Raw genomic sequence first — 13987 nt, 5'->3', positions numbered from 1 at the left:
GAGTTTGAATCAGCAAAGTCGTTTTTCTGTTACCGAATTCGTTCAACGCCAGGGAAGATCGACAGCAACTACACAGACTTTACCATCGCTTTATTAGACTGGAGTGAGTGACTGAAATCAATCTCACATCGCGGTGCCGCACGCTTCAGGCAAAGAGTTCATGCATAATCCGACCGTGGGGCACCAGCATCGTCGGTCGGCCGGTGTTCGTGTAATACTCTTTGAGTGGATCGATGCCCAGTGCGTGATAGATCGTGGCGGCAATGTCATCCGGTGAGATCTCAGTCTGATCATCCGGTGCATCCCCGGCTTTGGTCGTCCCGCCGATCATCTGTCCCGGTTGCACTCCCCCGCCAGTCAGCAGGCACCAGTTCACACGAGGATAGTGATCGCGGCCCGCATTCTCATTGATCTTCGGCGTCCGACCGAATTCGCCCATGATCACGACCAGCGTCCGTTCCCAGAGCCCCTTCTGCTTGAGCATTTCCAGTCCCGCGGTCATCCCCGCATCCAACGGCGGTATCAGGCGGCGATGCCCGGCAAAGTTTTCGGTATGCGTGTCCCACCCCTGGTAGGTCACAGTCACAAAAGGCACGCCATATTCGATCAGGCGACAGCCCAGAAAGACAGACTGGCTGAATTCATCGGCACCAAACATCTGGCGTAATCTGGGTGATTCCTGCTCGACATCAAAGGCAGCCCGGGCCCGTTTGGAAGTAATCATGTGATAGGCCTGAGAACCAAACTGATCGAGTGCGTCCAGTAACTGACTCTCGGTCTGTTGCCCTTTGAACCGGCGGTCCAGCTTGTTGAGCAGCTGCTGCCGCTGATTCACTTTTTCCAGCGTCAGACCTTCCGGCAGCGAAATCCCCCGTACCTGGAAGGGCTTTCCAGGTTGAGGCACCGTGTTCGTTTTGAAAGGCGCAAAGGCATCTCCCATATAGCCGGCGTTCCACTCCGTTTTGGGAATCGCAACATAGCCGGGCAGATCGGGGCGGCTGGGAATCTCTTTGGTAATCACTGATCCCAGCGAAGGATAGATCAGCGCAGGCACAGGTCGATTTCCGGTCGAAATCCAGGACTGCCCCTGGGGATGTGCTCCCGCGGAATGCGAAATCCCGCGCAGCAGTGTGAACTGATCGGCCACTTTCGCGTATTTCGGCAGATACTCACATACCTGATGCCCCGGCATGCAGGTTTGAATGGACTTGAACTCCCCCTGCGTTTCCACCGGCGCTTCGGGCTTCATGTCCAGCGTATCAAGATGCGAAACCCCACCCGCCAGATTCAGAAACAGGACCGCATCTGCCGACGATTTTTTCCGGGCGGGAGCCTCTGCCTGGGCGGCTGACAGTTTCAGGAACCCGGGCAATGACAGTCCCAGTCCTCCCAGGAACCCCGCCTGCAGGACATCTCGCCGCTTAATCTGTTTCCGTTGTTTCATAATTCCGTCCTCATGCGCTCTGTCGATCGCAAATTATCCCAATCCGCAGGAACTAATGATTCGTAATGAACTCCTGCGTGTTGAGCAGCGCCCACATCAGGTCCTGAAGTCCTTCCTGAATCGTTTTCGTCGTCTGAAGGTACTCCAGGCTGTCTTGCAGTTCTGACTCTTCCGGCAGACGGGAGAGTGTCCGCAGGTAAGCTTCCTGAATAAGCTCTTTCCGAGCCGCAGTATCCAATGTCTGTTGTTTCATTTCTGATAACCAGCCATCCGGGCGGGTCAGTTGACTCAGCATCTCGGCATCGTTCCGCACATAGAGCGACTGTAACAGCGTCGGCTGATCCTGGCGTTCACAGTCACAGTTGGTTGTCCGCAAAGGTTTGCCGAAAACCAGCAAAGAAAAATCAATCGAACGTGCCTGGAACGAAAGCGGGTGCTGTGTAATCTTACGACCGTCCATTTTGCTGACGTGCTGTAGTAACTTCTTGTCTCCCGCAGTTGCCTGTTGAATTGCATCGATGGCCACTTCCGCCGGGAGTCTCCGCAGCACAGCATGACTGAAATTGCGGGTATCTTTCCGATTGCTCTCATTGGGTCGCCAGCTGAGCTGATACGTCCGACTGTTGGCAATGGTCCGATGTAGCCATTTCATATCGTAACCGCTCTCGATGAAACCCTGGACGAGGTAGTCCAGCAGCGCCTTGTTACTGGGAGGATTCGCCTGATTCAGATCATCCGGTGGATTGATAATTCCCACGTTGAAGTAATGCGCCCAGATCCGGTTCACGAATGCTTTCGCAAAATAATGATTGGGCTCATTCAGCATCCACGTCATCAGCACTTCACGCGGATCATGAATCTGACTGATGTTGATCTCTTCTCCCCCCAGCAGTTTGGCAAGCTGCAGATCCCCCTGCGCGGGTTCAATATAAACTTCCCGCCAGGGAATCGACCGTCCCTCAGCCGCAATCCGCAGATAACTCTGTCTGCGCAGGGCTGCGGTATTGAGCTTCACCGGCACGCCCAGCATGTTCCGCGTCTCTTCATGCAGAACGCGGGCATCGGGGGGCACACCGAATTTGATGCGCGTAAAAAACTCGGTAAACAGCTTGAAATCCTGCTGCGACCATTCATCGAAGGGATGCTTGTGGCACTGGGCACAATCCAACCGCATGCCCAGAAACGTATAACCAAAGGCGAGCGCCTTATCGGAAGGCACCGTCATATTCGAACGCGCCCAGTAGTGGGGCATCGTATTATCCAGGGCAGTGAAGTCGGCCCGATCTTTAATGCTGGTGAATTCACTCTGCTGCGCCATGAACTCTTCGAAAGTCTGTCCCGGCAAACGACTCGTTCCCAGGATAATCCCCGAGACAATCTTATCCCAGCCGATATTATCTTCCACCCGACGCCGGATCCAGGCATTCCACTGACCGGCCACAGGCTGTGCCATTTCGGTCCCGCCGAGGTAGCCTGCGTTACTGCCCGTCAGGTCAGACAGCTTCAAACTCCACCAGGCCACGTAGCCGGGTCGCGCGAGCAGTTCCTCGATCTTCTGGCTCCGTTTCTCGGTAGATGGATCTTTGAGAAAATCCCGAATCTCGTCTGGAGTCGGCAGCGTGCCCGTCATATCCAGGCTGACGCGTCTGAGAAATTCTTCGTCGGTACAAACACCGGAAGGCTGGATTCCCAGCTTCTGCAGTTTGTTAAGCACATGCCGATCCACAACAGTCGGCGTGGGGACTTCGGGATATTCACCCGGCTGATACTCCCGCACCGGCTGCAGGACCTGCGTGGAAAAGATTCCGTTATCGTAATACGAAATGACATAAGTATCGCCGGGAGCTTTCGCCTGAATCACACCTTCCGTCGTGACTTCCGCCACACTGTCGTCTTTGGATTCAAAGCGGGTCAGGCAGGTCACATCTTCTCGCGTCCCATCCGACCAGACGGCAATCGCCTTCAACGTCGCCGATTCTCCCTTTTTCTTAAAGACGATCTGACGGGGTGTCACATCCAGCCGTACAAAGCGGGGGCCCTTTGGAGAGACCGGCGCGGCTCCCGCAGCAATCCAGTCGTGCAGCAGCTGTTGTTCCCAACCGCCGGGAGGCAGTCGCAGGCCCCCTTCATGTTCGTCTTCCGAAGTCGGCTTGTTCAATACCAGGCTTTTCTTAGGATGCTGTTTGTCGATCCGTTCCAGCAGGTTGTCATGGTCCAGCTTGAAGTCATAGCCGAACATCGACAATTGAAATCCGCCCCGCCCCTGAAACGAGCCGTGACAGTTGCGACTGTTGCAACCCAGTCGCCCCAGCAGCGGGATTACATGTTTTTGAAAATCGGGGACCAGCTTCTCCCCCGCTGAAATCCGTTCTTGAATCGGTTTCAGCAGTGGTTGCTCTGTGGTTGGAACCTGTTGCTTCTGCTCAGTCAATGCAGCCAGTGTCTCTGGGGCGGTTAAATCTTCAGTGAACAGGGCTGTCTTCGAAAGTTGAGTTTTCAGTTCTGACAGAGCCTTCGATGTCAGCCCCGTGTGATAGACTTCCAGGCCTTTCAGATGTGAAAGTTTTGAAAGTGCGTCTGCCGCATCAGGAGCCAGTGTGCAACGATTGAGACAGAGGTATTCCAGCGCGGGCAGCTTCAATTCTGCCAGCTGTGTGCCCCTGACCTTCGTTCGCGCGAGGTAGAGCGTCTTCAACTGCGGAAATGCGTTGAGCGCAGACAAACCTGCATCGCTGACCTGGGTTCCCGAGAGCAGCAGAACTTCCAGTTTCTGCAGTTTTTTCAGAGAAACCAGTCCCTGGTCGGTAATCTTTGTATTGCGCAGTGAGAGCACTTTGAGCTGCGTCAGTTGTGAGAGCTGTTTCAGTCCCGCATCGGTGAGCTGCGTATTGTCGAGGTAAAGTCGCTCCAGACGATTCAACTTCTGGAGGTGCTGCAACCCTGCATCCGTGACCTTCGATTCCGAAAGTAACAAGGTATCCAGGTTGGTCAGGTCCTGGAGATGGGGCAGTACTTCATCCCCCAGGTGGGGGCAGACCAGGGCCAGATAATCGAGCTGATGAAACTGTTCGAGGTGAGCCAGCTTTTCGGCGGTGACGTGCGGCTTACTGAACCGTACGAGGCGGACCGTGCCATCTTTGTTCTGCTGGAGATTCGTATAAATCCCACGCAGTTCCCTGATGGCGAGCTCCTCAGGCGTCTGCGCCACAACGGGAGCGTCTGTTTCCGCTGCAACCACCTGCAGCGGTAGCAGCAAAAATAACAGCCACAAGGATCTGATCGGACGTGGAACGCGCATACTTCACCTCATCACACAAGTCGGGTAAAGTGTTCTGTGAGCCGCTTACATAAGCACACTCTAATACGTCGCGTCCCTGTTAGCAATGTTAAATAATTGCCCGCCCGGAAAAACGAAGATCAGGCCATTAACCGGACTATTGGGCCGTCCAGCCTCCATCAATGGTCCAGCAGGCACCCGTGATGGATTTGGCCTGCTCCGAACAGAGATAACTCACCATCGACGCCACCTCGGCAGGCTCAATCATGCGACCCGTCGCAGAAGCTTTCAGGAAGACCTGGCTTTCCACCTCTTCAATGCTGATCCCCAGGGTCTCCGCCTGGGCGGCAATCTGCTGTTCGACCAGGGGCGTCCGCACATAAGCGGGACAGATCACATTGGCAGTGATCTGAAACGCTCCCCCTTCCAGGGCCGTCGTTTTCGTCAATCCCACCAGTCCATGCTTGGCGGCAATGTAACCCGCTTTATTGAGCGAGGCCACTTGGGAATGAATCGAGCCCATGTTGATGATGCGTCCCCACTGCCGCTGTTTCATTCCGGGCAGGACATACTTTGTCAGCAGAAAGGGCGCTGTCAGCATCACCTGCAGCATTTTCTCCCAGACCACTTCCGGAAAATCTTCCAATGGCGAGACATGCTGAAAGCCCGCATTGTTGACCAGGATATCCACGCCACCCCGCTCCCGGGTCACCCGTTCCACCAGCGACTGACACTGCTCTACCTGCGACAGATCGGTGGGGACAAACAGCGTCCGCTGTCCTTCCGCAGACAGCTCCGTGAGATATTCAGGCTCGTGCAGATCGGCGATCACCACATCACAGCCTTGTTTATACAGCGTTCGGGCAATTTCCGCCCCGATGCCGCTGGCAGCGCCGGTGATCAAAGCGACTTTGGCTTGTGTCATGATTTATTCCTCTTTCAGAATCTGCTGAATCCGCGCCAGCTTCTCATCGCGCCAGGCAGCCCGCTCGGCTCGCCCCTGTTGTTCGAGGTACTTCTGCGTGCCCGCCACTGCTTTCTCTTTGGCTGACTCGGGAATCCGGGTCCAGGTCTGCATGTCTTCCCAGTACGCTTCGAACGAAGCCCCGATGGTATCGAAGAACTTCTCGTAGCCGCCCTCGCCGCCCCCCAGTTCATAAATCAGGTGCTGTCCCATCAGCGCCCAGCGCAGACCCGGTCCCTGGCAGAGGGCCGCATCAATGTCTTCGACGCTGGCGACCCCTTCATCCAGTAAGGCCAGCGACTCGCGCCAGATCGCCGCCGCCAGTCGGTTGGCGATGTGACCAGGCACTTCCTTATTGAGGATCACGGGATACTTGCCCAGTTGCTGGAAAAAGTCGCGCACCCGTTCGACGGTCTCTGGCGCTGTCTGTTCGCCGGGCACCAGTTCCACCAGTGGGATCAGGTGCGGCGGATTGAAGGGATGCGCAATCAATGCCCGCCCGGGGTGCTGCAGCACCGACTGCATTCGCGTCATCAACAGTCCCGAAGAACTGCTGGCCAGAATGGCGGTCTCGGGAGCAGATTGCTCGAACTGCCGATAGACGTCGGCTTTGATCTCGTAATCTTCAATCACCGATTCCTGAACGTATTCTACATCAGTTAACAACTCCTGCATGGAGTCAACCAGTTGCAGATTCTGGAGACCGACGGCTTTCGCTTCCTCGCTGAGCAGTTCCAGTTTGACCAGCCGCTGCAGATTGTTCTCCGCCACGCCGAGGGCCTGCTGTTTCACTTCCTCGTTCACATCATAGATGCGGACATTCAGCCCCTGCGCCGCGAAAAAAGAGGCCCAGCTCGCCCCGATCAAACCTGCTCCCAGAATCCCAATTTCCTGCATGCTGTAACGTCCTCTTTCTTAGATAGTCACTTCAAGCGGACTCAAATAACATCGCGATTCCCATGCCGCCCCCAATGCAGAGCGAGGCAATGCCGCGGGCCGCCTGCTGTTTCCGCATCTCATGCAGCAGTGTTACTGCCACGCGGGCTCCGCTGGCCCCCAGGGGATGTCCCAGGGCAATCGCCCCGCCGTTGACGTTCACACGGGCTTCATCCCAGCCCAGTTTCTTGCCGACCGCCAGGGCCTGTGCGGCAAAGGCTTCATTCACTTCCAGCAGATCGATGTCCGCGAGTTTCAACCCCGCGTCCTGCAACAGATCTTCAATCGCATTGGCCGGCCCCATCCCCATAAACTGTGGATCCAGTCCCACATTCGAAAAGCTGCGAATCCAGGCCAGCGGTTGCAGCTTCTGTTCTTCAACGAATGCTTCCGAGGCAATCACCAGGGTTGCAGCACCGTCGTTGATCCCCGAGGAATTCGCAGCGGTCACGGTCCCTCCCTCTTTTTTGAAGGACGGACGCAGACACGAGATTGTTTCCAGGCTCGTTTCTTTCCGCGGGTGTTCGTCGACGGAAACCAGCTGCGGTTCCCCTTTACGCTGTGGCACCGAGACGCCCACGATTTCCTCGTCGAATTTCCCCGCTTCCAGGGCTGCCTGGTAACGCTGCTGGCTCTGTACCGCAAAACGGTCCTGGTCTTCGCGCGTCACCTCGTATTTCTCTGCCAGGTTCTCGGCGGTAATGCCCATATGGCAATCATAAAAGGCGTCCCACAAGGCATCGTGGATCATGGAATCGACGAGCTGTTGATCCCCCATCTTGAATCCGCTGCGAGCCCCTTTTAACAGATAGGGAGTGTTGCTCATGCTCTCCATCCCGCCCGCCAGAACGACACGCGACTTGCCACACAGAATGGACTGCATTCCCAGAGCGACCGACTTCAGTCCGGACCCGCAAACCATGTTCACGGTCGTCGCCGGGACATGATAAGGAATGCCCGCGTGCACGGCCGCCTGTCGCGCCGGGTTCATACCACAGCCGGCGGTGAAGACCTGCCCCAGGATGACTTCATCCACCTGCAGTGCAGTCAAATGACTTCGCTTGAGTGTCTCTTTGATGGCCGTCGTGCCCAACTGGACTGCCGACAGATTCTGAAAGGCACCGTTGAAGGCACCAATGGGTGTGCGGACGGCTCCCAGAATGGCAACCCGCTGTTCTCCCTGCTGACTCATGTTTCTGAACCTTGAAATAAATCCCGTAATTTCCGCCGCATCACTTTGTTGGATGCCGTGCGGGGCAACTGTTCGATCTCGCGCACCGCCTGTATTTTAAACAGTGGATTGAGCTGACTGCGAATGATCTGCTGCATGCTGGACTGCAGTGCCTCTGCCTCGAAGTTCGCTTCCGGCTGCATGACGACATAAATCACCAGTAGACTCGGACCGCCGCCCGCCGGTGGGACCGCAATCGCAGCCACTTCCCGTACGCCCTCTGCCTGGGTGAGCAGTTCCTCAATCTGCACGGAGCTGACTTTGATCCCTCCCAGGTTCATCGCATCGTCAATCCGGCCCTGCGCCCGGAAATAACCGTCGGGCAATGCTTCAATCTGATCGCCGTGCCGACGCAACAATTCGCCCTCCGGTCCCGGGGGGATATCGGCAAAGTAGACCTCATGATGATCGCGGTTGATCAGGCGGGTCGACAAGCCAATCACGGGAGGCACAAAGAAGACTTCGCCGTTTTCGGTCAGGTGCCCTGTTTCATCCAGCAGCAGCCAGTCGAAACCGACCGCCGGGCAGGCAAACAGGCCGGGCACACCCGGCTTCAAGACTGTGCCCGTAATGTAACCGCCGCCGGTCTCGGTTCCGCCACAGTATTCAATCACGGGGCGATAACCGGCCCGCGACATCAGCCAGAGCATGTCGTCCGGATTCGAACATTCCCCGGTCGAACTGAAAACCTTGATCTGCGTCCAGTCCAGCCCGGCGACACTATCCTGGCTCCGCCAGGCAGAGACAATACTGGGTACCAGCCCCAGCATGGTCACGCGGGCGTTCTGTACGAACTCACAAAACGAACGGCTGGTGGGCACCGCATCGCTCAACGCGAGAGTGGCGTCGTTGATCAACGTGGCATAGACCAGCCAGGGGCCCATCATCCAGCCCAGGTTGGTCGGCCAGCAGACGACATCTCCGGCCTGAATGTCGTGATGCAGAAAGCCATCGCCGGCGGATTTGATCGGCGTGGTCTGATCCCAGGGAATCCCTTTCGGATTTCCCGTCGTTCCGGAAGAAAAGAGAATCGTGGTCTCATCGTGCGGATTGCGGGGCTCACAGGTCAGCTCCCGGTTCTCCGAAAGAAACTCCGACCAGGGTCGGTCACCTGCGCGGAGCGGCACCTGTAATGTCCCCTGTTCGGGTAGCACGATCGCGGGGAGCCGTTGTTCCGCCCCCAGCTTGGTATAGAGGGGTAACTGCCTGCTGCCGCGGGAGATAACATCTTGGATGAAGATGAGTTCCGGCTTGGTAATCTTCAGCCGCACCTGCATCTCCTCGGCGGAGAAGCTGTCGGCAATGGTCACCACCACACAACCGGCGGCGATGATTCCCAGAAAAATTGCCACCGATTCCACCGTCATCGGCATCATGACGGCAATCCGGCTTCCGGGTTCGTAACCCGCTTCCCGCAGTCCATTGGCCACCTGCGCGGTCAGCTGTTTCAATTCAGTGTAGCTGAGTTGCTGCAGTTCCGAACTTCCTTTCTGGAAGCAGACGGCTGTCTCGTCGGATTTATCGCGAAAACAACTCTCGACGATATTCAAACGCGCCCCGGTCAGCCACTGGACCTGTTCGATACCTGCCTCAACGTTCATGATCTCACGCGGCGGCTCCTGATACCGGATCCGCAGGGAATCGATCAGCTTCTGCGTAAAATGGCTTCGATCGTGCACCGACCAGGAGTGCAGATCTTCCATACTGTGCAGATTCAACTCATTCAGCCAGCCGGCCAGATTGGATTCCGACAATTCCCGCTCCCCTGGAAACCAGGCCGGGGCGGGCGTACCACTTTCGAGCTGTCTCTGATAGACGCTCTGATACAACAGCTGATGGACGGCGAACGGGAGTTCGGGAGTGAGGAAATCTGTGACCAGCGTCTGCCAGAGTTCATTTTCGTGCTGTGAAGGTAGTGCCTGTAGTCTCTGTTGCAGCTGAACCGCTGTTTCAGGCGAGAGACCACAGTTTTCGAGCGCTGCCGCTGTGATGTCCATGAGTGATTCCCAGTTCAATTGTGCATCCCGTAAGCGACATAGTCCATGTGCTCACGGTGGGGTTCTCTTTTAGACTCTACCCGTTCCGCCGGCAATTCGCCAGTTCAGGCCGCTGCTTCGTAAACGCAACAGCAAAAAAGAGTTGGGAACAAATATGTTTTTTGATTTATCTTTATTAACAGGCTTCCATTCAGCACGGGAATTGCGAAAATGATAATATCGGAGGCGCGCTTGATAGTAGTGCGTCCCGCTTCCAACAGTCTTCCAGACGAACGCGTAAAGACAACAGGCCCCCTTTTCAAAAACCTGTGGAGAAAGAGGTTATATGTCTGTTCTGAACTCGAACCGGATTTCCAGATTACTCGCAACCGGATACGGTCTGCTTTTCGTATGTGGCGTCAGCCTCTCACTGATTACCGGCCCTGCCAGCCTGCGGGCCGAAACTCCGACCAAACCCGCCAGCGCAAAAGCCAAAACGGAAGTCAATTCCGCCAGCGGTAAACGGATGCTGGACGCGATCAAATACCTGGCCTCCGATGAACTCGAAGGGCGTGGGGTCGACACTCAGGGCATCAACCTCGCTGCGGATTATATCGTCAAAGAATTCAAAGCAGCCGGCCTGGATGTGACAACGGTCGAAGAAAGTGCCTTTCAGAAATTCACCATCAACACGGGCAGCAAACTGGGACCGACCAACGAACTGCAGTTGACCGGACCGGACGGTAAAACAATTCCCCTCGCCTACAACAAGGATTTCCGCTCCTGCTCGTTCGGCGGCTCGGGAAAATTTGATGCGGAAGTAGTCTTCTGCGGATACGGCATCGATGCCCAGGACGCGAAATACAATGACTATGCCAACGTCGATGTGAAAGACAAGGTCGTCATCATCATGCGTCGCACTCCCCAGCAGGGCGATAAAGAGAGCCCGTTCGCAGGGGCACACGGCATTTCACGTTATGCAGCACTCCGCTACAAAGTGAGCACCGCGTTCGGCAAAGGTGCCAAAGCGATCCTGTTCGTCAACGATTACTATTCTACGCAGGAACACAAAAAAGAGGCCCGCGAACTGGAACAGGACGCGATTGAAGAACTGATTCTCGCTACCGAAAAATGGGAAAAAGCAGCGAAGGATAAAGAGGAAAGCAGTGCAGTCACCCTGAAAAAAGCTCTGCACGACGTGCAGCAGGCACGTAAGAATCTGAAAGAGGCGCATTTCGACCGGCTGATGGAATTTGGGTATGCCGGCAGCGGAGATGGCCGTTCAATTCCAATCGCTCACATCACCATCGAAAAGTGTAACGAACTCTTCAAGGACGCCGGGAAACCAACGCTGCAGGAACTGGAAGGTAAAATCGACGAAACTTTCAAGCCGGAAAGCTTCGCGTTACCCCAGTGGAAAGCCCAGGGCGAAATTTCGGTCGAACAGATTCGCACAGAAGTCAAAAATGTGATTGGCGTGCTGGAAGGTAAAGGGCCTCACGCTGATGAAACCATCGTCATCGGCGCACACTATGATCATGTTGGTTATGGCGGTGAAGGTTCGCTGGCCCCCGGTTCGACTGATGTCCACAACGGTGCTGACGACAATGCCTCGGGGACCGTGGCCCTGATCGAGCTGGCCCGCAAGCTGGCAGCTCGCAAGGAGCCCCTGCCTCGCCGCCTGGTCTTTATCGCCTTTACTGGTGAAGAACGGGGACTGATCGGCTCAGCACATTACGTCAAAAATCCCGTGTTTGACCTGAAGAACACCGTGGCGATGCTCAACATGGATATGGTCGGACGTTTAACTGACGACAAATTGACCGTATTCGGTACCGGCACCGCCCCCCGCTGGGAAAAACTGGTAGAAAATACTGCGAAAGCCTACGACCTGAAACTCTCACTCAAGCCGGAAGGGTTCGGTCCCAGTGATCACAGCTCTTTTTACGGCAAGCAGATTCCGGTACTGCACCTCTTTACGGGAACTCACAGCGACTACCACCGTCCCTCTGATGACTGGGACAAAATCAATATCCCGGGCATGGAACGGATCATCGGGTTTCTGGAAGAGATCGCTATCGCGACTGCAAAAAACCCCGACCGTCCTCAATACGTGAAGATCGAGCGTCCTGCCGCGACCATGCGTTCCGGGAACCGGCCTTACTTCGGCAGTATTCCGGACTTCGGTGGCGAAGGCCCCGGCTATCACATTTCGGGAGCTTCTCCCGGCAGTCCGGCTGACAAAGCGGGTCTCAAAGCCGGCGACGCCATCATCAAGATGGGCAAGACGAAAATCGATGGTCTGGATGACTTCGACCTGGCCCTGCGGATGTTTTCCGCCGGCGAGGAGGTAGAGGTCACTGTCCTGCGGGACGGAAAGCGAGTCAAACTGACCGTGAAGCTGGGTAAACCCAAATAAGCGTTATCTGTTTATTTTCGCGTGTAAACCAGGGAGACCGTTCCGGTAAAATCGTTCTTCTTACGGCCCGCGTTGGGATAAGAGTTGTAGACCTGCAGCAGTCCCAGCCGCAGGTTCCAGCGGTCTTTGTTGTCCAGCTTGAACAGGATCCCCGTTTCGCTTGTCAGACGGAGAATCTGGATATTGTCCACACTGGGAGTCCAGGTCTGTTTGTGCTCGAGTTTCGCATGGTCCCCTAAGGGCCAGTGGAATTCGATTTCGGCAAAGACGTCGAGCGTGGTTCGTCGCATACTGGGATCGTTATAAATTTCGTGCGTACCACCAGGACCAACACGCACGATCAATCGACGATCTTTTTCATTGATAAAGCGGTAACCCAGACCGCTGGAAATCGTACCCCGCCAGTCCAGATTTTCAAACTCGTCATAAACGTTCTTGTTGGTTACGAAGACGATCCACTTCGTGGTACGCGCCACGTCCAGTGTTGTATTGCCGTACCAGCGGTTGGCATCGCGAATACCATTGGACTGTCCCCAGCGTCCACCAATCTCGAACAGAAACCGGTTATCATCATCGGACTTCTCCAGTTGCAGTGCGGTGGTAACGTAATCCCGCTGCGTATTCCCTGCCAGGAAGGTTCCGCCAATTTCCATCCGCTTGGTCCAGATTTCAGCGTATTCCCAGCAGGTGTCATAATAGTTTTCCACCCGATCCCAGGGAGACGTATTCTCATCTTCGACATCACCGAACTCCGGTGAAACGCCGATCGGCTGCGGAACCGGTGTCTGATTGATCATGGCCGGTAGCGGGGGAAGTTCCACGTTCTCGTTACTGACCAGCAGTTCTTCACCCGGAGGAGGAGCATCGGGGTCGGTCGCCAGCTCGGCGTATTCGAGCCGATCCACGTCTTCCAGCGAAATCTTACGGACACTCCCATCAGGCAGCTGAAACAGGATCTTACCCGACTCAAAACCGACGCTTTCTCCCGCCAGGAACTCCCCACTCTTAAGATAGAGCGTTTCTGCCGGTACCGGCTCTGCAGCAGACAGCACATTACCCAGGCTACAGACCATCAGCCAGAGCATCATTATTCGCAGGCTGTACCAGCGATATTTTCTTCCTGTAATGAGGTGGAAACAACCCATTAGACCATCCATGGCTGGATTACTCAGTGATAATTAGTTGGAGTTTGGTGTAGATTCGCGCGAAAGGAGTTAAGAAGGGAGCGGGATTTTAGTTAGGACGGCAAATCAGTGCAATATGTATCTCTGAGTACGTTCATTTGATCACCAGAGCGAATCCCCGATGTATCACAGGTTGTTTTTTTGCATCTAACTCCTTTTAAAACAGACATTTATATAAACAATACCTGATTACATTGTCTGAATTTTTTCAAGCCGCCCCCTGTCCTGACGATCGAGCCCGTCTGATCGATTTTAGCGATTCTCGATCCCACAAAACGGATCTGAAAATTACCTGATCGCTATAAACGGATCTTTTCCCTGTCTGGAACTCTTTCCTTATTTCCTGCTGCCCGCTCTTTTGGCTTCGACTCGCTGAAAAAGCAGATCAGATCAGGACTACTTCGGACCTCCCCTCATTTCGCATGCTAGAGTTTTTTTGATTCCCGCTCGTTTCGGGCCTGCAAGAGCGAGCAGCGGATCAAGTTAAAAGCAAACATCAATTCATATCAAAGAGTATAAAACGGCACTTCAAGCCAACGGCGATCACAGAATCGCC

The 13987-nt window shown here is 55.2% G+C and carries 8 protein-coding genes; 1 reads left to right on the top strand and 7 read right to left on the bottom strand.

The genetic code is table 11. The features are described from left to right. Nucleotides 1-145: 145 nt before the first annotated feature. From F1728_RS28290 to F1728_RS28265, 6 genes are all read right to left on the bottom strand, one after another. The gene (locus F1728_RS28290) at nt 146-1444 is read right to left on the bottom strand and encodes a DUF1501 domain-containing protein (RefSeq protein WP_155366805.1); all 1299 of its coding nucleotides are present in this window, start codon (nt 1442-1444) and stop codon (nt 146-148) included. A 52-nt stretch (nt 1445-1496) separates the two neighbouring features. Then, nucleotides 1497-4742, bottom strand: coding sequence for a DUF1549 domain-containing protein (locus tag F1728_RS28285; RefSeq protein ID WP_155366804.1), 3246 nt, complete (start codon nt 4740-4742; stop codon nt 1497-1499). 136 nt (nt 4743-4878) lie between these two features. After that, complete coding sequence (locus F1728_RS28280; protein ID WP_155366803.1) at nt 4879-5646, bottom strand: 3-hydroxybutyrate dehydrogenase; 768 nt, start codon at nt 5644-5646, stop codon at nt 4879-4881. Nucleotides 5647-5649: 3 nt separating this feature from the next. Beyond that, on the bottom strand, nt 5650-6582 hold the full coding sequence (locus F1728_RS28275) for a 3-hydroxyacyl-CoA dehydrogenase family protein (RefSeq protein WP_155366802.1): 933 nt from the start codon (nt 6580-6582) through the stop codon (nt 5650-5652). 31 nt (nt 6583-6613) lie between these two features. Next, entirely contained in the window at nt 6614-7813 is a 1200-nt protein-coding gene (locus tag F1728_RS28270; protein ID WP_155366801.1) for an acetyl-CoA C-acetyltransferase, read from the bottom strand. After that, nucleotides 7810-9849, bottom strand: coding sequence for an AMP-binding protein (locus F1728_RS28265; RefSeq protein WP_155366800.1), 2040 nt, complete (start codon nt 9847-9849; stop codon nt 7810-7812). The genes F1728_RS28270 and F1728_RS28265 overlap by 4 nt, the downstream gene beginning before the upstream one ends. 325 nt (nt 9850-10174) lie before the next feature. On the opposite strand from F1728_RS28265, the gene F1728_RS28260 reads away from it, so the two are divergent. After that, nucleotides 10175-12247, top strand: a complete 2073-nt coding sequence (locus tag F1728_RS28260; RefSeq protein ID WP_155366799.1) for a M20/M25/M40 family metallo-hydrolase — start codon at nt 10175-10177, stop codon at nt 12245-12247. A gap of 11 nt (nt 12248-12258) precedes the next feature. Here F1728_RS28260 and F1728_RS28255 read toward each other — a convergent pair whose 3' ends face one another. Then, nucleotides 12259-13392 (bottom strand): DUF481 domain-containing protein, encoded by a 1134-nt coding sequence (locus F1728_RS28255; RefSeq protein WP_194242569.1) that lies wholly within the window; start codon nt 13390-13392, stop codon nt 12259-12261. Nucleotides 13393-13987 lie beyond the last annotated feature (595 nt).

This window comes from Gimesia benthica (assembly GCF_009720525.1).
Taxonomy (GTDB): Bacteria; Planctomycetota; Planctomycetia; order Planctomycetales; family Planctomycetaceae; genus Gimesia; species Gimesia benthica.
Note: the sequence above shows the minus strand (reverse complement) of the source record. Positions and strands in the feature narration are given on the sequence as shown.